This is a genomic window from Ensifer sp. WSM1721 (assembly GCF_000513895.2).
Taxonomy (GTDB): Bacteria; Pseudomonadota; Alphaproteobacteria; order Rhizobiales; family Rhizobiaceae; genus Sinorhizobium.
The window spans coordinates 325,126-348,434 of the sequence record NZ_CP165784.1; the positions used below are offsets into that span (position 1 = coordinate 325,126).

General features: G+C 58.6%; 15 protein-coding genes and 11 pseudogenes. 12 read left to right on the forward strand and 14 right to left on the reverse strand.

The features are described from left to right. Window positions 1-14: 14 nt before the first annotated feature. Genes M728_RS26980 through M728_RS26990 form a run of 3 tightly spaced genes read left to right on the forward strand, consistent with a single transcriptional unit; the run spans window position 15 to window position 2,532 of the window. Complete coding sequence (locus M728_RS26980) at window positions 15-602, forward strand: site-specific integrase (protein WP_026622271.1); 588 nt, start codon at window positions 15-17, stop codon at window positions 600-602. Next, window positions 599-1,531: a tyrosine-type recombinase/integrase gene (locus tag M728_RS26985; RefSeq protein WP_026622270.1), complete on the forward strand. Its 933-nt coding sequence runs from the start codon at window positions 599-601 to the stop codon at window positions 1,529-1,531. Before M728_RS26980 ends, M728_RS26985 begins: the two co-directional genes overlap by 4 nt. Further along, entirely contained in the window at window positions 1,528-2,532 is a 1,005-nt protein-coding gene (locus tag M728_RS26990; protein ID WP_026622269.1) for a tyrosine-type recombinase/integrase, read from the forward strand. Before M728_RS26985 ends, M728_RS26990 begins: the two co-directional genes overlap by 4 nt. A gap of 434 nt (window positions 2,533-2,966) precedes the next feature. Here M728_RS26990 and M728_RS26995 read toward each other — a convergent pair whose 3' ends face one another. From M728_RS26995 to M728_RS27030, 8 genes and pseudogenes are all read right to left on the reverse strand, one after another. Beyond that, on the reverse strand, window positions 2,967-4,163 hold the full coding sequence (locus M728_RS26995; RefSeq protein WP_026622268.1) for an IS91 family transposase: 1,197 nt from the start codon (window positions 4,161-4,163) through the stop codon (window positions 2,967-2,969). Window positions 4,164-4,375: 212 nt separating this feature from the next. Next, window positions 4,376-5,053, reverse strand: a pseudogene (locus M728_RS27000) (tyrosine-type recombinase/integrase); the annotation flags it as partial. Then, window positions 5,050-5,397: a hypothetical protein gene (locus M728_RS27005; RefSeq protein ID WP_026622267.1), complete on the reverse strand. Its 348-nt coding sequence runs from the start codon at window positions 5,395-5,397 to the stop codon at window positions 5,050-5,052. The pseudogene M728_RS27000 and the gene M728_RS27005, both read right to left, overlap by 4 nt. Before the next feature lie 43 nt (window positions 5,398-5,440). Beyond that, on the reverse strand, window positions 5,441-5,626 hold the full coding sequence (locus tag M728_RS27010) for a tyrosine-type recombinase/integrase (RefSeq protein ID WP_370906511.1): 186 nt from the start codon (window positions 5,624-5,626) through the stop codon (window positions 5,441-5,443). A gap of 637 nt (window positions 5,627-6,263) precedes the next feature. Continuing rightward, window positions 6,264-7,053: pseudogene (locus M728_RS27015) on the reverse strand (tyrosine-type recombinase/integrase); the annotation flags it as partial. Further along, a pseudogene (locus M728_RS27020) lies at window positions 7,050-7,868 on the reverse strand (tyrosine-type recombinase/integrase). The pseudogenes M728_RS27020 and M728_RS27015, both read right to left, overlap by 4 nt. 48 nt (window positions 7,869-7,916) lie before the next feature. Further along, window positions 7,917-8,330, reverse strand: coding sequence for a tyrosine-type recombinase/integrase (locus tag M728_RS27025; RefSeq protein WP_245269768.1), 414 nt, complete (start codon window positions 8,328-8,330; stop codon window positions 7,917-7,919). Then, on the reverse strand, window positions 8,303-9,061 hold the full coding sequence (locus M728_RS27030) for a hypothetical protein (RefSeq protein WP_245269766.1): 759 nt from the start codon (window positions 9,059-9,061) through the stop codon (window positions 8,303-8,305). The genes M728_RS27025 and M728_RS27030 overlap by 28 nt, the downstream gene beginning before the upstream one ends. A 123-nt stretch (window positions 9,062-9,184) precedes the next feature. Here M728_RS27030 and M728_RS27035 point away from each other — a divergent pair. After that, window positions 9,185-9,326: pseudogene (locus M728_RS27035) on the forward strand (transposase domain-containing protein); the annotation flags it as partial. A gap of 290 nt (window positions 9,327-9,616) precedes the next feature. Here M728_RS27035 and M728_RS27040 read toward each other — a convergent pair. Continuing rightward, window positions 9,617-10,828 carry an IS110 family transposase gene (locus tag M728_RS27040; protein ID WP_026622266.1) on the reverse strand — a complete coding sequence of 404 codons (1,212 nt, stop codon included), beginning with the start codon at window positions 10,826-10,828 and terminating at the stop codon, window positions 9,617-9,619. Between the two features lie 27 nt (window positions 10,829-10,855). Here M728_RS27040 and M728_RS27045 point away from each other — a divergent pair. Then, window positions 10,856-10,982, forward strand: a pseudogene (locus tag M728_RS27045) (recombinase family protein); the annotation flags it as partial. A gap of 289 nt (window positions 10,983-11,271) precedes the next feature. Here the strand turns inward: M728_RS27045 and glyA are convergent. Further along, window positions 11,272-12,570 carry a serine hydroxymethyltransferase gene (gene glyA, locus M728_RS27050; protein WP_026622265.1) on the reverse strand — a complete coding sequence of 433 codons (1,299 nt, stop codon included), beginning with the start codon at window positions 12,568-12,570 and terminating at the stop codon, window positions 11,272-11,274. 858 nt (window positions 12,571-13,428) lie between these two features. Between glyA and M728_RS27055 the strand changes: the two genes are divergently transcribed. From M728_RS27055 to M728_RS27070, 4 genes are all read left to right on the forward strand, one after another. Further along, window positions 13,429-14,406, forward strand: a complete 978-nt coding sequence (locus tag M728_RS27055) for a D-alanine--D-alanine ligase (protein WP_245269765.1) — start codon at window positions 13,429-13,431, stop codon at window positions 14,404-14,406. A 99-nt stretch (window positions 14,407-14,505) separates the two neighbouring features. Continuing rightward, window positions 14,506-15,411, forward strand: coding sequence for a diaminopimelate epimerase (dapF, locus tag M728_RS27060; protein WP_051440986.1), 906 nt, complete (start codon window positions 14,506-14,508; stop codon window positions 15,409-15,411). A 105-nt stretch (window positions 15,412-15,516) separates the two neighbouring features. Then, complete coding sequence (locus M728_RS27065) at window positions 15,517-15,678, forward strand: hypothetical protein (protein ID WP_156943522.1); 162 nt, start codon at window positions 15,517-15,519, stop codon at window positions 15,676-15,678. 116 nt (window positions 15,679-15,794) lie between these two features. Continuing rightward, on the forward strand, window positions 15,795-16,220 hold the full coding sequence (locus M728_RS27070; RefSeq protein ID WP_026622261.1) for a hypothetical protein: 426 nt from the start codon (window positions 15,795-15,797) through the stop codon (window positions 16,218-16,220). A gap of 113 nt (window positions 16,221-16,333) precedes the next feature. Here M728_RS27070 and M728_RS27075 read toward each other — a convergent pair. Together M728_RS27075 and M728_RS27080 are read right to left on the reverse strand one after the other, a co-directional pair. Further along, window positions 16,334-16,556, reverse strand: a pseudogene (locus M728_RS27075) (LysR family transcriptional regulator); the annotation flags it as partial. A gap of 182 nt (window positions 16,557-16,738) precedes the next feature. After that, entirely contained in the window at window positions 16,739-17,842 is a 1,104-nt protein-coding gene (locus tag M728_RS27080; RefSeq protein WP_026622260.1) for a saccharopine dehydrogenase family protein, read from the reverse strand. 140 nt (window positions 17,843-17,982) lie between these two features. Between M728_RS27080 and M728_RS27085 the strand changes: the two are divergent. Beyond that, window positions 17,983-18,419, forward strand: a pseudogene (locus tag M728_RS27085) (Lrp/AsnC family transcriptional regulator). 41 nt (window positions 18,420-18,460) lie between these two features. On the opposite strand, the pseudogene M728_RS27090 reads toward M728_RS27085, so the two are convergent. After that, window positions 18,461-19,917 (reverse strand): annotated as a pseudogene (locus tag M728_RS27090) ((Fe-S)-binding protein); the annotation flags it as partial. A gap of 249 nt (window positions 19,918-20,166) precedes the next feature. On the opposite strand from M728_RS27090, the pseudogene M728_RS27095 reads away from it, so the two are divergent. Continuing rightward, window positions 20,167-21,101 (forward strand): annotated as a pseudogene (locus M728_RS27095) (IS21 family transposase); the annotation flags it as partial. Next, a pseudogene (istB, locus tag M728_RS27100) lies at window positions 21,034-21,793 on the forward strand (IS21-like element helper ATPase IstB). The pseudogenes M728_RS27095 and istB, both read left to right, overlap by 68 nt. A gap of 260 nt (window positions 21,794-22,053) precedes the next feature. Here the strand turns inward: istB and M728_RS27105 are convergent. Next, a pseudogene (locus tag M728_RS27105) lies at window positions 22,054-23,212 on the reverse strand (IS110 family transposase). Window positions 23,213-23,309 lie beyond the last annotated feature (97 nt).

The following is a 23,309-nucleotide window of genomic DNA, read 5'->3' on the forward strand; positions in this document are numbered from 1 at the left end:
CGCCTTATTGGCGTTTGGCGCATCTGCCGCCGCGCCTTGCATGGGGTGACGTTCGGCGCGCAGTCGATGCGATCGGCGCAACGACGCCGGTCGATATCCGCGATCGAGCCGTCCTGCTGCTGCTCGCCACCACGGGCATTCGCAACGGCGAGTTACGCGCCATTCGGCTGCGGGATGTCGACTGGCGTACTGGCGAGGTTTTTGTCCGGCGCACCAAGGGCAAGCGTGATCGGGTAGTGCCACTCCTTGAAGAGACCGGCGCCGCACTCGCCGATTACATCCTGCGCGCTAGACCGAAAGTGGCTAGTCCGTTTCTGTTCCTGTCGTTCACGCCGCCGGTGGCACCGTTCAAGTTTGCGGCGCCTGTTTCAAGGATCGTGCGGAAGCGATTGCGGCATGGCGGGGTCGAACTCGGGCGGGTCGCAGGTGTACATCTCCTGCGCCACAGCCTCGCCACCCAGCTTGTTGGGCAGCGAAGGCCAATCAACGAGGTCGCCGATCTTCTTGATCACCGGAGCATCAACACAACGGCGCTTTACGTAAAGGTTACGACCTCGCAGCTCGCCGAGGTCGCACTCCCCTTTCCGGGAGGCGCTGCATGACCGCCTTTGCCGTATTCCTCGGCGAGAAGGCTGAGTGTTACATTGAACTGCGCCACTCGCTCGGCTATGCCTTCAGCAAACAAGCCGGCACGTTGCGGGCTTTTGTCCGCTACGTTGAACGCGCTCAATTCGATGCGCCCGCCACCCGGACGATGGCGCTGGACTTCGTCCTGTCGTTCGGCGGCGCCGCCAACAGCCGCGCCACTCGTCACGGCGTCCTCCGCCGGTTCTACGAGTATCTCGCCGTCTATGACGCTCAAACCCAAGCCTTAGAGGGCAGAGCCTTCCCTAGATCCAGGGCGATTCCGCCGCCACGTATCCTCAGCGAGGCAGAGTTGGCATCGCTCATCGACGCGTGCGCCCGCATTTCTCCAGATATCCCTCTCAGAGGGCGGACGATGGCGACGCTGATCGGACTGTTAGCAAGCTCGGGACTGAGATCGGGCGAAGTGGTCAGGCTTGATCGTTCCGACGTCGATCTAACCAACGGAGTTCTCCTCGTGCGGAAGACGAAGTTCCGCAAGGATCGTCTCGTGCCGGTTCACACGACGACCCAAACAGCGCTTCGTCGCTATGCCCGTGAGCGCGATGCCGCTTTTCCCAGTCCCAAGGACCAGGCCTTTTTCCTCAGCTCTCGTGGAAACCGCCTCTCGGCGACTGGCTTACAGAGCGGATTTGCTCAGGTCCGCAAGATCGCCGCCCTTGATGACGGCAAACCGTTGCGACCGCACGATCTGAGGCACCGGTTTGCCGTGACCCGCCTGGGCCTTTGGCATCAACAGCGCGCCAACGTCCAGGCGCTGCTCCCGTTGCTCGCCACCTATCTCGGCCACGCCAGCTACAGCGACACAGCCTACTACCTCACTGGCTCGGTGGATCTTCTCGCCATGGCGGCGGAGCGCGCCTTCCGCGATGGAGCCGCATCATGAGTGAACACCTACTCCTGGCGCCACTCCTGGAGTCTTACTTTCGCCGGCGCCTGACCAAACAGCGCAACGCCACTCCCGCGACCGTGGCCAGTTATCGCGACGCCTTGCGCATGCTGATCCTCTTTGCCGCCGCCCGGCTGCGAAAGAAGCCGGCGGCGTTGGCGCTCGAAGATCTCGATCGAGACCTCGTTCTCGCCTTTCTCGACGAACTCGAAGAGAAGCGGAACAACTCCGTCGCCACGCGCAATGCCCGCCTTGCAGCAATTCGATCTTTCTTCCACCATGTCGCAGCCGCCGACCCGGCATCCTTCGGTGTCGCCCCACGCGTGCTGACGATTCCCTTAAAACGGGCGCACATCGAGGTGATGCACCACCTCACCAAGGCCGAAGTGGACGCCCTCATTGCGGCGCCCAATCCAAGGACGTCGCGTGGTCGGCGTGACCGTACGTTTCTACTGTTCTTGGCCCGAACCGGCGCGCGGGTCTCCGAAGCTACCGGCGTCAACGCAAACGCTCTTCAGTTGGAGCGGTCGCACCCGCAAGTGCTGTTGCGCGGCAAAGGGCGCAGAGACCGTGTCATCCCCATACCTCAAGATCTGGCGAGAGCACTGACGGCCTTGTTGGCCGAGCATGGAATCGCAAACCACGAGCCTCGACCGATATTCGTTGCCCGCAACAAGCGCCTGACGCGCTTCGGAGCAACCCATATCGTGCGGCGTGCGGCGGCCCAGGCTGTGACCATCAGGCCGGCCTTGGCCCAAAAGCGTATATCGCCCCACATCTTCCGACACTCACTGGCGATGAAGCTTCTCCAGTCGGGCGTGGACCTTTTGACGATCCAAGCCTGGCTCGGGCACGCACAGGTCGCCACAACCCATCGCTATGCCGCCGCCGATGTCGAGATGATGCGCAAAGGTCTCGAGAAAGCTGGAGTCGCCGGCGATCTTGGCGTCCGTTTCCGACCAAATGACGCCGTGCTGCAACTACTGAACAGTATCTGAATATTATGTGGCGGAGAATTCCAGATTTGGCAGGCCTCGGCTGACGCCGGGACGGCTCCGCCACATAATCTCGCCGGGCACATAATGCAGAGGGTTTTTAGCTTAGCGTCGCTGATATCGACGATGAGAGGCAGACCGAGGCCGATAGCGACGGTGAGCTAAAACGTGTTGGGCTAAGCCGCCGGCGCGATTCTGGTTCTATGGGTATTGAATGGTGCGGCTCCAAGGAAGGGCGTCGCAGGGGCGGTATTGACCTGCGCCGCCGCGGGGTGCACGGGACGGAAGCAACGCCGATTTCGAACTCGACAAGGGTAAAGAATGCCATCGCGACCTGGCGGAAGGAACTGGTAGGCGCGACGGCACGCACCTTCGCAGGGCCCGACCGGTTTCCGGCGGAACGGTGCGACGGTGACGATGAAAGCGGTGCGCTTCTTTCATGACGTATCCCAGTATCGCGGCGGTCCGGTGACGCCGTCGAAGGTTTCGATGGTGATCATCTGCCCTTGACGAAAGGCCGGGCATTGCCTGAGGGAACACCCGGTAAGTTCCTCGTAGCGATCGCGGTAGTCCTTCGAGGCTCGGCTCTGTGATGGCTCTGGCACCGCCATACCGAGCAGGTCGCGGCAAAGGGCAAGTTTCTGTTCGCGATAGCGATTGCCGAGGAAGCCGTAATAGCGGATCCGGTGGAAGCCCTCGGGCAGGACGTGTAACAGAAAGCGGCGGATGAATTCGTCGGTCGAGACGGTCATGACCTTTTGCCGGTCGCCGTGCCGATAATCCTTCCAGCGGAAGCGCACCGCGCCATCCGCGATATCGACGAGGCGGTTGTTGGATATGGCGACGCGGTGCGTGTAGCGGCCGACGTAATCGAGCACCTGTTCGGGTCCGGCGAAGGGCGGCTTGGCGTAGACCACCCAGTCGGCCTTTCGCAGCGGCGCCAGATAGCGCCGGAAGGCGTTGCGTTCGCTCAGCGCTCGTAAGTCGGAGAAGAACTGCAGCTTGCCGGCGTCGAAGGCTTTCTCCAGGAACTCCAGGAACAAGCGTCGGAACAGGCGCGAGAGCACGCGTACCGGCAGGAAGAAGCCCGGCTTGTAGGCGATCCATCGCATGCCGTCCGGCGAGAACCCGCCCCCCGGCACGACGCAGTGCAGGTGCGGATGGTGCAGCAGATTTTGCCCCCAGGTGTGCAGCACGGCGAAGAAGCCGATCTCGGCGCCGAGATGTTTGGGATCGGCGGCGATGGTGCGCAGCGTCTCGGCGGTGGCACGGAAAAGCAGACCGTAGACGAGCGCCTTGTTCTGGTAAGCGATCGCGGCAATGGCCTCCGGCAGTGTGAAGACGACGTGAAAGTACTGTGTGTCGAGCAGCTCGGCGCGACGATCCTCCAGCCATTGCGCACGGGCGAGCGATTGGCAGCGGGGGCAATGCCTGTCGCAGCAGCTGTTGAAGGCGATGCGCCGGTGGCCGCATTGATCGCACGCTTCGACGTGCCCACCGAGCGCGGCGGTCCGGCACAACTCGATCGCCGTCATGACACGGCGCTGAGCGGTCGACAGCGATGTGTGCTGGGCACGATAGGCCTCGCCGTAGCGGCGGAAGATATCCGCCACTTCCGGCCCCGGACGGGCCATCGGGAGCTCAGAAGGTACTCAGGCTTGGCGGGTGGCAGGGTGGGCGCCGGACGTGGCAAAAGCTCGAAGGGGCTGGAGGCGGCCCATCGCGTTTGAGAATCTAACCCAAGGGCATTCGCTCAGGTCTGCTGTCGGCATTTCGGATCCTAAGGCAAGCTAGCTCTCGCGAACCACGCCGAAGCCTCGACTGCGGCCTTTGCCGGATGGTTACGCCGCTCACCTCTGGCGCTGAGAAACAGGATATCTTGGTCTCCGCGCTGTGGCTCTTTCAGCCAATTTCTCAAGACCGCGGTCGTAGACTTGGCGAACGGGGTACAGCGTTCCTTGCGCCCTTTACCAATGACGCGCAGGTGGGCCCCCGTGCCGAAGAAGAGATCGTCGCGCTTGAGACCGGTGATCTCCGATAGCCGCAATCCGGTCTGCTCGGCGACCAGGAGGAACGTGTGGTCACGGCGTCCGGACCAGGTCGACCGGTCCGGTGCGGCCAGCAAGGCATCGACCTCCGGACGGGTGAGGAAATTGACCATGGTTCGAGTGAAGCGCTTGCTGGGAAGAAGCGCGCGTTGAATTTGGGCGGAATGCTCGGGTACCTCGAAAGCCGCATAGCGAAAGAAAGAGTGAATCGCCGTGAGACGTAAATTGCGGCTGCGGACGCTGATACCCTGGCGGTTCTCCAGGTCATCAAGGAAGGCAACGATCAGCGGCGCGTCGATTTCCTCGAAGTTCAGGCGAGAGGGCGGCTTGTGCAATGTTCGCTCTGCGAACTTCAACAATTGCCGAAATGTATCGCGATAGGAACTGATCGTATGGGGGCTTGCCTGCCGCTGTTGCATCAGGCGTTGGATGAAAAAGCGCTCTAGGAGTGGCGCCAGGCTGGCATGCGTGGTCATGTCCGATCCTCCCAGTGACGTTCAAGGCGGCGCATTGCTTCTTGCATCAGCTCGGGTGAACCGGTGAGGTACCATTGGGTATCGGCCACGTGGACATGACCGAGATAGGTGGACAGAATGGGCAGGAGCCGCTCGGGATCTTGCTCGGCTTCGTACCAGCGCACCAGCGTGTTCGTCGCGAACACATGCCGCATGTCATGCAGCCGCGGACCATGGCTGTCAGTTGCGCCGCGCAGGCCGATCTGGCGAGACAGAGCATAGAATGTTCGGTGAATGTCGCCGACATCAAACGATTGCCAAGTTGCGAAGTGAATAAATAGGGAGGTGCCGCCTGCGCTGCACAATGCTGTCGTCGGCGTTTGAGATAATCCCGGAGCACTGCGCACGTCATCGGCACAAGACGGGACTTCCGAACTTCGTGCCGCGGATCGTCAGCACCGCGGCATCGAAATCAATGTCCGAAACCTTGAGGTTGCGGGCCTCGCCGATCCGCAGGCCGGAAACGCTCAACAATCCGAACAGGCAATAATATGTCCATGGCCTGAGCCTGCAGCGGGTATATCGGCACGGCATCTCCAGCGCGGCCGACAGGAGGCGTTGAATGTCTCCCCTTGAATAGAAATGCGGTCGTGCTCGCGTTGGGCGAAAGGGAAGCAAACCCTCTGGAGGAATCTGAGTTCGCGGATCGGCGGCAGCCCGATAACGGGCGAATTCGCGGACGTAGCCCAGCCGGTTCGCCCAATGCGAAGGCTGCGCTCGCGACGGTCGCTGAGCCCAGGCAAGGGCCAGTTCCGTCGTGATGTATGGCGTGTCATTGGCAGATGTCGAAGAGCGGCGTCATCTCCAAGCTTTGGCCGCTGCGCTCGGTCCAGCAAATAACGTTCAGGATGCTCTCCATTTATGTCGCTGAGCGCAATCCCCTCTTGCCGAAGCCAACTGCTGAAGCCTGCAGCCATCAGCACCTGGTTCCTCATGGAAACAAGACCGTAGCCTCGATCACCGAGCCATTCGGCAAACGGAATAATGTAAGTCGCCACCGGGCCCTCTGGCGGCCGCGACAGCGCGCAAAATCAGCATTGACGAAATACTTCATTCTTCGCTCCCTTCCCAATTGCTGGAAGGGCTACGAACTATCTCTACACGCTATCTATAAAGCATTGAAATCTTTTATCGAACTCTAGCTACCCGACATAGTCGGCCGGGGTGGATAGTGCCGTAAGACATGGGGGCGATACCCGCTTTGAGCGAAGGGAGGCGCAGTGCTGGCGCGCTTTGGCGACATATTTGTTCAGAAGGGCCTGCACACCGTCGGCGCTGAGCTTGCCACCGCGCATGTTCGGAAAGAGAGCCGTCGCGCCTCGCCTCCCTGCTTCCTTGAGCCAACAACGGAGGGCTTGCTTTGCAATCTTTGTGGGCGGCGTACATCGCTCTTTGCGGCCCTTTCCAACGCATCGCACATGCGCGCCCTGGCCGAGCGTTACCGAGTCTCGGTCAAGGTCGATGATCTCCGAGACCCGCAGCCCCGTTTGCGCAGCCAGCAATAGCAGGGTGTAATCGCGGCGTCCCAGCCACGTGCTTCGATCCGTGCAGTCCAGGATCGCTTCAATCTCGGGCCTGGTTAGAAACTGAACCTGCCGCTTGTCGCATCGCTTGCGGGGGATCGCGAGCACACGCTGAATGTGGGCGCTATGTGCCGGCTCCTCGAACGCTGCATATCGGAAGAAAGATCGAATGGCTGTGAGGCGGAGATTCCGGGTCCTCACCGAGGCGGCTCTCTGCGTCTCAAGGTCTTCCAGGAATGCGCAGATGAAAGGCGCGTCCAAATCCCGCAGCGTCAATTGAGATGGGGATCTCCCAAGGCGCGTCTGTGCGAACGCAAACAGGAGCCTGAAAGTGTCGCGATAGGAGGCAATGGTGTTGGAACTTACACCTCGATGCCTCATGAGCCGATCTGTGAACCACCGCTCGATCAGCACGGCCAGGTCGTTCGTGCGTCTCATGACCGAACCTCCCACCGCTTATCCAGTCGCCGTACGGCATGATTCATCAGTTCTGGCGCGGCGGACAGGTACCAGTAGGTGTCGCGAACATTGGCATGGCCGAGGAAGGTCGAGAGAACCGGCAGTTCGCGTTCCACGTCTTCACCAGCGCGATGCCAGTTGATCAGGGTCTGGACGGCGAAACGGTGACGAAGATCATGAACCCGAGGACCATCGCGATCCCCCTCCTGCCGTAATCCGATTTGCCGGGATAGTCACCAGAACACGCGGTGCACGTACTGATGCAGTAATCTGCCGCCCTGTTCGGCGACGAAAAAATAGGGACTGCGCGGCGTACCAAGGTGTGCGTCACGTCGGGCGGCATAGTCTGAAAGAACGGCGATTGTCGTCGCATGCAGCGGGACCAGCCGTGACTTACCGAACTTTGTCTCTCGAATGGTGAGGACGCCCTGATCGAGATCGACGTCGTCCCGGAGCAGGCCGAGCGCTTCAGAATGGCGCAGTCCGGCCACCGCTATCAGTCCGAACAGGCAGTGATACGTCCAGCGTCGAAGGGCATTGGCCGGCGGCAGCGACAGGGCTGCCGCCAGAAGCGCCTGAATCTCGATGTCGCTATAGATGTAGGGCTTTGTCCGCCGTGCCGGCGGCACAGCGTCGCTCGGCGGCACTTCCGTCAGAGGATCGAAATGACTGAGGTGCTGGGCAAAGCAGCGCACATCAGCCAGGCGGATGGACCAGCTCGGCTGTCGGCCCATCGACGTCACCCACTCCATCGCCAGATCAGTCGTGATGGTGTCGGCGCCGCAGGCTTCCATGAAGGTGACGAATGCCGACAAGCGTCGTGCCGGACCGTCGTATTTGTATTATCCCAGCCCAATCTCGGCAAAGCTGGCGCCCGATCGCAAAAGGTCGGTCGCGAGGCTGTGGCGGAAAAGATAGGCACCGTGATGGGCACAGCCGTCAATGCCTGCCCGTTCGAGTGCTTGCTTCGCGATCATCGTGATGGCGCAGCCGGAGGCAAAACCGACGTACGGCGCAAGTGTTCGCAAGAACAGTCGCCGGCACGTGGAAGCGGGCCGTCCTTGCCGGATATAAGCCACAATCGCTGTTCCGACGTCGTGACGTAGCGGCATAATCGCTTGCCGCCGCCCCTTGCCGTGCACGAGGATTGTACCCGACCGCCGGTCGATATCGTCAAGATTGAGGGTGGCAACTTCGCTGGCGCGCAAACCGAGCTTGGCCAGGATCATCAGAACCGCATAGTCCCGACGACCCATTGCCGTCGTCCGGTCACAGGCATCGAGAACCTTCTGGACCTTCTCTGGCGGCAGGAATGTTGGGAGGCTGGCAAGTCGCCAGGGCGGATAGACGGCACGCAATCGGCCAACGCAGCCGAAATGAAGCCCTTCAAATGCAAGTAACGCAGAAAGGCACGCACGACTCCGCACATTGCCTTGCCGCTGTCGGCGGAGCCATCGAGCGCATGCCGCTCGACATAACCGATGGCGACCTCCGGGGTAACCGCTGCAAACCCGTCCGCGCCGGCAGGACAGACCTCCCGCAGAAATCGATGTGACAGAAGCTTGTGGCTTTCCACCGCCGAGGCAGCGAGCCCTCTCTCATTCGACAAATATGCCGCGAATACATCGATAATCTGCTCGTGCTCTGTGCGCTCAACCGGGAGGGCAGCTGGTATTAAGCCCTCTTCCCGTAGCGCGGAGAGTAAGCGTCGGAGCGCTGATCGGTCGCCCGTGTCGGGGCTCCAGTGTTCGAAACGATGCTCAAGAAAACGATCGACATGAGCTTCGCTTAAATCCTGCGGATGATGTCCATTGCCAACATACCAGTCCATGAGGTCCCGAAACAGGCTTAACGAGCGCCGCGTGCAATGCCGACCCAAACCTTCGTTCGACATCTTCGTGGCGTAAACGCGCGCAAACTCCCGATATGGACCGTGGATCAGCTTCCGATACAGTGCGCGGCGCTTCAAATAGTCACTTGCGGTCATGTGTCCTCTCCTTCGCGTCAATTGCGACGGAGAGACCCTACGCTATGCCGATCAGGCTACCGCTATGTGCCGGAAACGTTGGCAAAAACTTGATTAATCGGCATAGTTCGCCGGTCGGCATAAACGGCCAAGCTTAATGGGGTCGAGCCCATGGCCTACCTGGACGGACGTCATCACCAGGGTCGTCAACGGCCACCCGAATAGCCAGCTCGACGACCTGTTGCCTTGGGCCTATGCCGAGAGGTCGATCACGGCGGTGGCCTGAGAACACCGCTCTGACGTCCGCTGTCAACACCTTGGATGCACGATGTCCTCCGATCGAGATGGTCGGCTGTTCAATCTGATCGCGCATGGGTGGAGGCGGAACCGAAGGACATCGGTGATCAAGCTCTGATGCGCGGGTTGGCTACCGCATTCCCGATTATTCGTCCGGGGCTGGTCCTATCTTACTGCGGGCGTCGGTCATTGCCGGCCACAAAGCGGCTGACGCGCATTCCCCTACCGTTGCTCCGCCCCCGCCCATACGCGAGATGCAAGGTGCGGCGTCGGGTGGATTTACGACGGGGACGGCTGCGCCTCTCTTGCGACGGCCCACATGAAACCGGCCAGTTCGCGGGCGATCGCCGTGCAAACCACCGTCGTGCGCTTACCCCGTCCGCTCAACATTCGATAGCGCGACGTCAGCCGGGTCTGCGCCTTCCATGCGATTTCCCGCACCTTCGGTGGCGCTTGTTCCAGACGGTACAGCTTCTTCGCGCCGACCTTCGGAGGATGCCGATAAGTCCACGCGCTCTCGACCAGCATATGTCGAACTCTTCCGTTCCCTGCTTTGGTGATGCCACTCCTCCTGACCTTCTCTCCGGTTGATCGCTCTTCAGGAACAAGGCCGGGATATCCCATGAGCTGGCGTGGGTTCTCGAACCGACGCACATCGCCGACTTCGGTGGCGAATGTCACGGCGACGATCAGGTCGACGCCGCGTAATGTCTGCAATGCACGAACGATCGGCGCCAGCGACCAGGCCGCAACGAACTCCGCGATCACACCTTCCAGCCGTTCGACCCGTTCCTTCGAGATGCGCACCTCCTCGACCATTTCCTGGAGTGCGATTTGATGTGCCGGGTGATCAAACTGTTGCTCCTGCAGCCAGCGCAGATAACGCATCGTCCAGCCCTTCTTGCGCGGATAGATACGACCGTGCTTGAGCATGAAGGCGCTTATCTGTTGGCGGTGCACACGCAATGTCTCGACTGCCGCCGCTCGAGCGCGGACGAGATCGCGCATCGCCTCATGCCCTTCGTCCGGAACCCACACCGCGGTCAGCTCGCCGGCCCGCAACAGGCGGGCGAGCGAAAGTGCATCTCGGCGGTTCGTCTTCACCCGATCGCCGGGCTTCCTTGGGATCAGTGAGGGCGCGACCACGGTGCAATCGTGGCCAAGCGATCGGATCAAGCGATAGAGACCGTAGCCAGTGGGACCGGCTTCATAACAGAAATGCACGTGGTCAAACTTTGCGGCTACGCGCTGAATCACCCGGCGCATGCCCGCGTCCGACGCCTCGACTTCACCGAAATAACGGACCTCTCCGTTCCGACCGCCATCTGCAATCGCGATGGCATTCTTCAGCTTGGCAACATCAATTCCGACAAAAGCTTCTCTATAATCTGACACGGCTCGTCCTCCTGTGATGAGGATAGGCTCGGCAAGCCCGAGCAACCCTCGGAGGCGCAGTGTAGGGCGAGCCACCTCACGGTCAGAGGCGGACATACGGTCTTACTCCTGACGAACGGACGCAGCATGACGTCTTTCGACTGGACGCCGATCCGATATCGCAATGTCATCTCGGTGCTGAAGAATCCGTTTTACGCCGGTGTTTTATGTTTACGGCAAAAGCGAGAAGCGCACCGAGATCGTCGGCGGCTGAGGTCATACGTTCCATGGCTGGAAGATGGAGTGACAACGACATCGCTGCCACCCGAATCGCATGGGCGTGCGCACAGGTTTTGGCCGCACTTGGTTACGGAGGGAATTTGGCTTTTTCGGCGCGTGGTCCGTCAAAGATCAGAACGATCTGCTCGCGCGCCGCTTTGGACTTCGAAAAGTTAACAAAGCGAAGAGCAGTGCCTGTCTCGGCTCAACGCGTTCGGACGATAGCTTTGCGACACGCCCACTGGGCGCGTAAGTCGAGCAGGCAACGCCGCGTGTGCGGATCAAATCCACCGCGACATTGTACTATTGGGGTACAGTGGAAACGTTGACGCCATGGCTGAAACTTTTCCAGCGATTGCGGGATCAACCTTGACGGAGCTTCCAGGAGTGACGCCTCCAATCCGATCGAGAACATCCGCTATGAGTTCTGCTAGCCCGGAAGCCTCGGCTTCTCCCATGCCTCGAGCGGCAATCGCAGACGTTCCCATCCGAAGACCCGAGGTCACGTTGGGAGCTTCTGCATCATGTGGAACGAGATTGCGGTTGGTCGTTACGCCGTGATCTTCCAACGCTTTTTGAGCAACATCGCCGGTCAACCCCTTACTCCTCAAATCGACCATCGCGAAGGGAGTGTCTGTTCCTCCGGTGACAATCTGGTAGCCACGCGAACCGAGACCGGAAGCCAACTTCCTCGCGCAGTTCAGCACACGACTTGCATATTCAGCGAATTCGGGTTTAAGCGCCTCGCCAAAGCAAACGGCCTTTGCCGCGATGACGTTGGGATGTGGTCCACCCTGAATTCCGGGAAACACTGCTGAATCGATTTTACGTCCGAATTCCGCATCGCGAGTTACTATCATCCCTCCACGTGGGCCCCGAAGGTTCTTGTTGGTCGTACTTGTCATGAAGTCTATGTGAGGAAACGGGCTCGGGTATTCCTTTGCAGCGATTAGGCCGGAGAAGTGCGACACGTCTGCAAGTGTCTTGGCCTCGACTTCCTTTGCAATTTGGGAAACTCGTGCGAAGTCAATGGCCCTCGGGTAAGACGACCCGCCGACGATTATCAGCTTTGGCCGATGCTTGCGGGCAAGTTGCTCCATAGCATCGTAATCAATGAAACCGTCCCGGGTCGTTCCATATGAAACTGTTTCAAACCAGCAGCCTGACAAGTTAGATTTGAGGCCGTGGCTCAAGTGTCCTCCCGCTGAAAGTTCCATGCTTAGAACTGTGTCGCCCGGACGTACTACCGCAAAATACACCGCTTGGTTTGCCTGAGTACCGGAATGAGGTTGCACGTTCGCGTGCCCTCCCCCAAACATCACCTTTGCGCGATCAATTGCTAGCCGTTCAATCGCATCGAAATTCTCGACTCCAGCGTGATACCTTTTACCCGGATAACCTTCGATCGTCGCGAACACGACCATCGAGCCCATAGCCTCACGAGCTGCCCTGCTGAGATAGTTTTTGGGAGCCACCAATTCGATCTGACTGCGTTGGCGCGATTCTTCCGCAGCAATATGCTGGGAGACATCGGGGTCCGCGTTGGCGAGCTTCTCCTCGAAGAACCAAGTATTATCCACGGCTTATTCTCCTTCCTGTGTTTTTAACTGCACCAGCCCCGCTGCAGTTTCCATGCCAGCCCCTTAGAGTCCTAGCTCAAGAAAGGGCGCATCTGGCGAGCCTCCTTGCCAGGACCTTGATCATTGCGGTTCGGATGAAAGCGAGGCGTGTTGCTAAGAAGCGTTCGGCGATCCAGCGCTTGCGCAGCACCTGAAAGCCGGTCTGGTTGCGTTTGAGTTCGTTAACCGCTGCGGATCGATGATGCTCGTGAACGCCAGGATACGACGGGACCGACACTAGAGATCGTCATCAGAAGCCGGCACTTCTCGAGTCAGTGCGCGTAATGTCGGAAACCTTATTGTGCAACCGGGAGAATTCCTCATACAACTTATGCCTCGCTTTCAGCAGGAATCCATAGCTTGCTGAATATCAGCCAGGTCATCGACCAACTCGCGAATCCGCTCCTCGGGTACGCCTTGTGTCAACAACCGGACGTGGGCTTGTCAAATTCGTGGCAATGGTGTTCGGCTCGGCATTCTATTGCACTCAGTTAAGGCCATTGAATATAAGCGAATCGTCTGTTTGGAGGCTTTTTTGGCCAGTTGGTATATCTGTTGCAACGCTAGAGATCGGGCGGGGTTAACAACTGGATTTGCTGCTCTGGAGTGTCCGCATGATCAATGAAGCCAAGGAAGGAAAGCACGGCGTCGTGAAAGCTCGTCACCTAAACTAAGAAGTGGTCTTTGAAGTCCTTCCGGGTGCCCCGACGCGATCGAACAAAGGTGTCGATGCTAATCGGCAGGTTGTCGGACAAGGCATCAGCGATGCCGCTCAGACGGGTACCGGCATATGAGTTCACAATCAATGAGGAAAGTAAAATGCAAGATGCAGAACTACTTTCGGCCGCACGAGAAGTTCTATCCACGTCGCATTTAGTTCTTCTTGCTGGAGGTTCATCAACTGAGCGCGGAGGCTCTCTTGAAACCAAAAATGTACTATTACCATACCTTCAAAAACTATGCCGTTCAGTCGAAGTTGTGGACCCAGACGAGGTGGACCACTTGCTCAGTGCCGTTCGCCAATGCGACTTCGTGCTAAATGTTGCCTATGGCGCGGGAGGCGAAGACGGTAGGATTCAAGGATTTCTTGACATCCTACGTGTTCCATATTCCGGTCCATCAGTCCTAGCCTCTGCAATTGGAATGAACAAAGAAGTCTTTGTCGCATTGCTTCGAGCTTGGGGCTATCCAGTCCCTTACGGCCGTTTGATAACAACGCTGGAAGATCCGCGCACCTGGTCACGCGAACTTCAGCAATCGAAGGTGCTGGTCCTGAAACCGATTGATGAGGGGTCCAGCTTAGGAATCAAGATGTTGGATGGCCAGGCTGCATCTGCGGAGGCAATTAACCAAATTGAACCTTGTGACCGCTCCAGATGGCGTCTTGAAGAATTCATCGAAGGAGCATCCGGTACCGTCGGTATCTTTCAGGTTGGCCCTGAGTTTGTTATTGGCGATGCAGTAGTGTTCGACATTCCAGCCGGCCGGCGTTTTTTCGATGACCAGCTGAAGATCCGTCCCAAATCCAGGATACTCCATGGACCGGCGGCAGAACGTGTCCGCAATGATGCCCTCGTGCTTTATAAGCAATTGAGCTGCAAAGGGCTTGTACGGTTCGACTTTATCTATCGCGACAGTGCCCCAGTCTATCTAGAGGTAAACACCATTCCAGGGCTGCAGCCTGACAGTACTGCGCCACTCTCCTTCCAATCGCGGTTCTCATTCGAAGACTTCCTCACACTGAGCACTGCTGCACAGATCCCCCGAGCAGCTAATGGTCTCAATTTGGTTGGGTAATGCATGTGTCGATCGTTGTGATGAGGTGCTTGCCCCGCGGACGCCGTAACGCAAGTAGTTTCCTTTAGTCACAGACACTATCAAGCTGGATAGAACAAAATGACACACATCAGCTTCCTTTCGCGCCCTCCACCAAATGCCTTGCTTGGGCATTGGCCGTTCATCAAGATGCACGGTCTGCAGAACTATTTCGTGATTGTAGATTCGCGGGACGGACCAAAATCTTTCGATGAGGGTGACATCGTCCGCATTTGCGACAGCCACACCGGTGTGGGAGGCGAGCAACTGCTCACCATTGAGCACGCCTCAGACGAGGGAGCCAAGGCTGGTGCCTACGCGGCGATGAGGATCTTTAACACCGATGGCAAGGAAGTCGGCGCATGCGGCAATGCCACTCGCTGCGTAGCACATCTACTCCTTGAGGAGACCAGCGGGGACGAGGTGCAGGTTGAAACGCGAGCAGGCGTCCTTCACTGCCGCAGGGTGGGACCAATGCAGATCAGCGTCACGCTCGGGCCGATCAGTATGGACTGGCGCAGAATTCCCTTGGCCAACTATGTTGATACACTTCACCTTCCCCTGCAAAGCGGACCACTAAAGGACGGCGTCGCACTCAACATTGGCAATCCGCATGCAATCTTCTTCGTCGATCAACTCGACGACGTTGATATGGCGCACTATGCGCCCGTGGTGCAGAATGATCCGCTGTTTCCCGACGGCATTAATGTGGGCGCAGCCCAAGTTCTCGACGGGCTAACGCTGCGACTTGCCGTTTGGGAGCGTCCTGGGATATTGACCAAGTCATGTGGAACCGGCGCGTGCGTTGCCGCGCACGCTGCACTGAAACGAGGCCTCATGACCTCCAGGAGAATTGTGGTTCACCTTTCAGTTGGATCGCTAGAAATTGAGATTGTGGACGGAGACATGGCTGTCATGACCGGACCTGTCGCGTTTTGTTGCCATGGTTTTATTGAAGGGGCAAAATGTCGTAGTCTCCAGCGATGATCCAAGGCGACGAAAATATTTCGCCGCCGGTGGACAGGCGTGGTTTGAGAGGTAATGTGAGGCGTCCGCGAATAATTGTAGACGTATGGAATCATTGAGGATTCAATGCCTTTGTCGAATGATGGAGGTTTTGAATGGGCCGTTGTCGTATTTGAGCAGAAAGCGTTCGGCTTTGCGCTGAACAAGCTGGACAATAAGTGCGGATCGTCGCTGGACGCGCTTTCGAAAGTGATCGAATGGATGCCGATTGATCCGCATTTCGAGTAATTTCATGGACGCATTCGCGACGAGCTCCTTTCTCAACTGGCATGGAACATGCCAGGGATCACGCTCGCCGCCCATCCAACGATCGTGATTTCTGAAATGGATGGTAGGAGATCGAAATGTTTCTTAAAGCCGACGGAACAAAGGTTTGGCTGCGCAGTTCCAGCAGACTGCCATATCTAGCGTTAGGAGGCGTTATCGAAAGCTCAGAGAACTATGAAATAATTAGATCAAGGCTCATGCAGTTCCACGAATTAACTTCCGGTATTGCCTCTGACGATGCATTCCTGATGCAGGAGTTTGAGGATAAAGGCGCCTTGGTCTTCTGCATGCGACCCGACAAAAACTGCGCCTTACTACTTTTGGGAAAATTTGACTACGGACTGGAAAAGCAGAAATCCGAGGTGGAGAAGAAGCGGAAACATGATGCGGTTTTAGCAAACCTCTTCGGCGTGTTCAAGAAGAGCGCAGATAGCATCGCGCGACAAGCCGGTCCGATCCGCTTTGACTATGTACAGACGGAGCTCGCGATGACTGCCGGCTGAATGGGATGCGCTAATTCTGGTTGGGCGTGTCGCAAAGGGGGCTGTCGCAAGGATTTTCGGTGGGCGCAGGTATGCCGTAGCGGACTGCATTTCCATGCTTTGTTAACCTTTGTGACACGCCGTCCAACCCGGCGGAACAGCGTGGCGCAAATCATCTCTTCAAGCTCCTTGACTTGCCGGCTGATGGCGCTTTGCGTGAGACGCAGTTCCTCTGCCGCCAGAGTGAAGCCTCTGGTGCCGCGCGGCGCATTCAAAGCTTCGCAACAGGGCGTAGGATGGTAAGTTGCAGTGCCCTAAGGGCGGACGATGAGATATCTTCACCGGAGAGCCTCTCATTGGGCGAACCAAGTCCGTCCCGGTCTTGCGGCCGCTGTCTTCGTGGCCGCGACTATGCGATCAATAATTCAATCAAATTTCGCGGGCGGGCAAGGATGCATATGATCGCCATTTATCGCGTCGATGTATGAGGAAGAAGATGCGCCCGACCAGTAGCATCGGGCGAGTGAGCTTCGTGCCTGTTACACCGTCTGCTTCAAACGCAGAGCTTCGGGATCGCAGACGCGACCAAAGCGATTGTTGAGGAATTCAGGGAGTGCTACTTCCTCCTGGCGGACGAAACCCTTCTGAGGAAGTTTGCCCGCTGCAAGAAGATCAAGGACGGTCGTGATTCCGGCAGCGGTCGTGATCTGGATGGCACTCATCTTTTTACCCGCGACGACGCCCGCATACACCTTGTTCGCGTAAGTTTCCTGCAGGTAGCGACCATCCTTCCAACCGCAGACAGTCACGAAAATCACAACGACGTCCTGCATGGTGGCCGGGAGAGCGTTTTCGAAGAGGTCCTTGAGGACGTCACGCCGGTTCTTGAGATTCAGGTCGTTCAGCAGCGCCTTGATGATTGCCTGATGACCGGGATAGCGGATCGTGCGGTAATTCATCGTACGCACACGGCCCTCGAGCGTCTTTGCGAGAGTGCCGAGGCCACCAGATGTGTTGAACGCCTCGTAGACAACACCATCCAGCGAGAATTCTTCCCGCTCTTCCATGGCCGGCACTGTGACGAACTTGCCTTCAACAATCGCCTCGCAGGGCTCGATATATTCGTTGATCAGGCCGTCGGTGCTCCAGGTGAGATTGTAGTTCAGGGCATTTGACGGGTATTGCGGCAGCGCACCCACCCGCATGCGAACGCTGTCCAGCGTGTCAAACCGCGTCGCAAGATCATTGGCGACAATTGAGATGAAGCCGGGAGCCAAGCCGCACTGTGGAATGAAGGCGACGTCTGCGACCCTGGAGAGTTCTTCGACCTTCTTAGTCGTCGCAACGTCTTCCGTCAGATCGAGATAGTGAACCGAGGCCCCGAGAGCCGCCTCGGCGACTTTACCCGTGAGGTTGAACGGAGCGGCGGACAAAACGGCGAACTTGCCGCGGAGCAGATCGACGAGCGCCGCCTTGTCGGCAATGTCGACAGCGACGCCGGAAATTGCCGGGTGCTTGTCGAGCTTCGCCAACTGGGCCTGATCGCGATCGGTTACCACCACATTGTAATCGCCGGTTTCCGCCAGCATCAAAGCGATGGCCCCGCCGATCTTGCCTGCGCCGATGACCACTACGTCCTTCATTGAAGTCCCCTTCGGTTTGAGAAACTGATTGACGGTGAGTTTGCAGGGAAACCGTGTCGTATAATAGTGGCGCATTGCTCTTTATGATGCATTCTTTTAAGCAATGCGATGTAGTTCATTGTCGAAACGTTAGGTGGCTTATGAATATAACTGACAAGGACAGGGAACTGCTGGATCTGTTAGGCGAAAACGCCCGCGCTCCGGTCGCGAGTCTGGCAAAGAGGCTGGGCCTGTCGAGGACCACGGTTCAAGCCAGACTTGACCGTTTGGAGAGAGAGAGAAGGTGTGATCGCAGGGTACGGCTTGCGGCTTTCGGATGCATACGCGTCCAGCCTGGCCAGAGCCCATGTGATGATCACGCTGGCGCCGAAAGTCTTGTCGCAGGTCTGCGCTTCCATCCAAGGCATTCACGCCGTCAAAACGCTGCACTCGGTCAGCGGCACGTTCGATCTAATCGCGGTCGTCGAAGCCCCGTCGATTTTCAGAGCTTGACCAGCTTGTCGACGAGATTGGCATGATCGAAGGCGTTGAATGCACCTTGTCGTCGATTATCCTGTCCACACGCATTAGCCGGTAAGACATAACCTCTCAGGCGAGCAAGAAGTCTTCGAAGAAGTGTCACTTAGCTCGGCGCGCGATCAGTTGTTCGATCACCAGGATCGGATGCGGCAGGATACGGCCATCAATCGTCTTTGCCTGCGAGCGGCAGGAATAGCCGGTTGCCATCAGAATGTCGGTGCGCTGTGACGTATCGATGACCGGCTTCCAGCTCATCGCGTAAAGTTTTTCCGAGAGCGCACGATTGCGTGCCTGGTGGCCAAAGGTGCCGGCCATGCCGCAGCAGCCGGTATCGGCAATGGCAAGATCCATGCCCAGGGACTTGAAAACGAACTTCCATAGATCGATGGAGGTTTCTGCGTTTGTGCGCTCGGTGCAGTGCACGAACATCGTTGCCTCGCGGGACTCCCGGACCGGCTCAATAGGGACGCGCGATAACGCCCCGGCCAACCATTCCTGCGGCAGTTACAACGTTGTTTCGAGAGGCACGCCGGCAAGTTTCGTGTATTCACTGCGAAAGGCAAGTGTCATGGAGGGATCGAGCCCCACCAGCCTCACGCCGTGATTGGCGAGTTCCTGAAGATAGCGGGTCGTCCGTCGCACCGCCCGCTCGAAAGCGGCGAGATAGCCGTGGACTTGCAAGGCCTTGCCGTTGACATGCCGGGCCGCAAGCATCGGCTCGTACCCCAGGATGCGCGCCAACCTTATGGCGGCAAGCGCAACCTCAGGATCGAAATGTGCGGTGAAGACGTCCGGTACGAAGACGACAACGGATTCGCGTTCTTCGGGGGATCGTTTCGCCAGGTCCTTCCCGCTCGCAACAGCAACGCCCAGTCGCCTTGCTTCTTTCTTGAGCGATAAAGAGGGCAGGTTAGGCAAGGAAACAGGGCCTACAAGGCCCGCAAGCCTTCAACCAATCGCCGACGACGACGCGAAATTGTAGAGGGGCTGCACACGCGCCAACAGGGGCAGTGTGGTTTCGATGGAAGCGATGAGTGGATCCTTCAGGGGACGCAGGTAGCGCCCATGATAGACCTCCAGAAACTTCGCCCGGAAAGAGGGAACACTGACCTTGACTGGACACTGGCCGGCGCAGGCCTTGGAAGAAAGGCAGTTGTCCATCGCCGCTTTCACCTCATGGGAGAAATCTCCATCATTGGCGGGGTTCAGTGAATTGAACATCCGTCGCGGGAACTGCCATAAACCAAGCGATTTGTGCAGTCGCTCCGACTCGCGGCGAGGGTCGAAGACCTTTTTCAGTCAGCAGTCGAAGCCATTCGCGCATCAGCGATGCGCGCCCCTTCGGTGATTGGCGCCGGTCGCCGGTGGCCTTGAACGAGGGGCACATTGGGCTTGTCTCGTCGACATCGAAACAGGCGCCGTTACCGTTGCAATAAGCGGCATTGTGGAAGGCGGAGCGGATCTCGTTTTCCGATGCGGCGATCGAATTCGCCGTGCAGCGGAACCTCGTCGATTTTCAACAGAGGTTGGCTATCGCGGCGATAGATGCTTCGAGGCGTATATGCACGTTCGCATAAAGCCTTCACATATTGCTCGATCTGCAGTCCAAGCCAGCAATCCATAATCCGATCGACCGTCTGCGGCTTGACGACAAAGTTCCAACATAGCAACCTCCGTTCTGAACCAGGAACGGTGGAAGGGTGCGCTCGAAGTTCTCTCGTGAGATGTGCCGCCACAGAGAATAAGGCCGTTTAATCACAGAAACTTACGCCCGCCGAGGCACATAACCGTTCGGGACACAAAACTACGACAACATGAAGACGGCTGTCGAGACGGTCTTTGCCGGCAAGGAGCCGGTGGCCTGCACGCCGGCGTCAGGCTGGGAGAAGGGGCAGATCGAGAACCAGGTCAATCTGGTGCGGGAACGCTTCTTCACGCCGCGGCTGCGCTTCAAATCCTACGATGAACTGAATGGCTGACTGCTGGACAAATGCATCAGTTACGCCCGCGCCCATAAGCATGTCGATCAGACGGAGCGGACGATCTGGGACGTGTTCGAGCGGAGCGGCCGCATCTGGTGACCTATCCCGGCAAGTTCGATGGCTTCCATGCCGTGCAGGCCTCGATCGGCAAGACCTGCCTCGTGCGTTTCGACAACAACAAAATACTCGGTGCTGTCGACCGCGGTCGGCCGCCCGGCCGAGATACATGCCTATGCAGATCGCATCGTCATTCGGCAGGACGGCGTCGAGATCGGCCAGCACGAACGCTGCTTTGGCCGTGGCGAGACCATCTATAATCCATGGCATTAGGGTGCCGGTCCTGACCCGCAAGCCGGGCGCACTGCGCAACGGCGCGCCGTTCCATGACTGGGTTTTGCCCGCCGCCATCGAGAAAGTGCGCCGCCGGCTGAAGGCCATGCATGACGGCGACCGGCAGATGGTGTCGATCCTCGAATGTGTCGGCCTGGACGGGCTCCCCACCGTCGAGGCGGCCTGCCAGGAGGCGCTCGATCAGGGCGTATTCTCCGCCGCCGTCATCATCAACATCCTGGCCCCCAAGCGCGATCCGCAACCGGCCGCCATTCCTTTCCATTCCCGACGCGCTTCGCCTGACCCATGAGCCTCTGGCCGATTGCGCCCGTTACGACAGCCTCAGGAGGGCAAGCTGATATGGAACGATCCCAAATCCTCGACATGATGGGTACGCTGAAGCTGTTCGGCATGCGCAGCGCCTATGACGAGATCATGGCTTCCGGTATCAAGCGGCAGCACGAACCGCCGCGCATCGTCGGTGACCTGCTGCAGTCGGAGATCGCCGAGAAGCAGGCCCGCTCCATCAAATACCAGATCACCGTCGCCAAGCTGCCGCTGGCCAAGGACTCGACGACTTCGACTTCACCGACACGCCGGCCAATGAAGGGCTGCTGCGCCAGCTCGCGACCGGGCCTTCCTCGCCGAACAGCACAATATCATTCTGGTCGGCGGGACCGGCACGGGAAAGTCCCACCTTTCCATCGCGCTCGCCCGCGCTCTGATCCGCAACGGTGCACGCGGTCGCTTCTTCAACGTGGTCGATCTCGTCAATCGACTCGAGACGGAAGCACGTGGCGGCAAACAAGGGCGGCTTGCGGACTTCATAACCAGGCTCGACTTCGTCGTCATGGACGAACTCGGCTATCTCCCATTCGCCCAGGCCGGCGGCCAGTTTCTCTTCCATTTGATCAGCAGGCTCTACGAGCGGACCTCGATCATCTTAACGACCAACCTGGCGTTCGGCGAGTGGCCGGCCGTGTTCGGAGACGCGAAGATGACCGCCGCCCTCCTCGACCGGCTCACCCATCATTGCGAGATTATCGAGACTGGAAATGAATCCTGGCGCTTCAAGAACCGCTCTCAAAGCTCACATGAGGAGATTGGCGTCAAGACATAGAAAGCCTCCTGTCCGTGCCGTCGGATACCATGGTCTGAGCCTTTTCGGGTGACGCGGCTTTCCTTGCCGGTTCAAACTCACATACAGTCGCCGCGCTTGCGGCCGCACCATCATTCCGCTTGCGTTGCGGTAAGGCTCAGGAGGACGGGACCATTCTAAAGCGCGGCGTTTGAAGCCATACTTTGAGCCGGTTCGCCCACCTGGATCCGCCAGGATTGATCAGTCCTGGAAGATTTCGAGATTGCTCATACCTGCGTTGCTCATGCCGCCTTCATCGCTGCCCCGTCGATAACGACGCCGAACCTGACGAACTTCCAGAGGGCGACGAGCAATTTCCTGGCGAGCGCGACAATAGTGCTCTTCTTGTGACGACCTCCGTTGGACTGGACGCGGCGAAAGAACCATTCGCTCAGTGCCGAGGATGGTTGATTGTGCAGCCACAGCCAGGCGAGTTGGATCATCGTCGTTCGCAGTGGTGGATTGCCTGCTTTCGACACCCCTTGTTCCCGGTCGATCGTCCCGCTCTGCCAAGGCGTCGGCGCCAAGCCCGCGTAGGCGGCGACCTGCCTGCGATTGTCAAAATGCCGCGACAACCCCTCGGTCCAAAGTACCGCCGCAATCTCCGCTCCCACGCCCTTGATAGCGCATAACAGCGCAGCAGGCCGCGTGATGGTGGTGTTTTCATCGGCTGCACTTACCAGCAGGTCACGCTCGCGCTCGACAACCGCGATATGATCGAGCAGAAGCTCAAGTCGATCGAGTTCGCGGATGATCTGCGCCTTGAGATGAGGCGGCAGGGTCCGGCCGTCGCCGGTTCGGAGTTCCTCCAGCCGCATAAGTCTGTCCTTTCGCAGCGGCTGATATCCGCCAATGCCCTGCGCAAAGAGCAGACCCTTGATGCGATTGACGCGCTCGACCCGCTCGGCAATGAGAACCCGGCGTTCGCGACAAACGCGGCGACGGTCTTCGTCTTGCGGGCTCGGGGCCCTGACCATCGCACAGACGCGGGGCTCGCCACGCTTGAAGGCGAGCAGCGCGCGCACCAGCGTCTCGCCATCGATCCTGTCGGTCTTGGCCCGCCGACCACGCCGTGACGCGGCAATGGACGCTGCGTCGACGATATGGCTTTCGACGCCATGCTCCTGCAGAACCCGATGAATCCAGAACCCATCAAGCCCTGCCTCCTGGATCGTAATGATTGGAAAGAGGTGGCCAGTCCGGCCGCGAACCTTCTCCTGAAGGTGGGCGAAGCGGGACAGCAATTCGCCAACATCACCGCCTCGACATCTTTTCACCGCCGCCTGGCGACAATGACGTGACCAGCCACGTGGCCCGGCTCAACTCAAGGGACACAAAAATGGCACCCAGATCGGTGCGGATCGCGGTCGTATTGTCGTATTCGCTTTGGGGAGCTTGCATGGTCGTCTCCTGGAGATTGATTGCATCTGTGCAACCACACTCTCGCAGAGCGCTGGGCGCGGTTCACGCCTCATGGAATCTCACATGAGGAGACAAA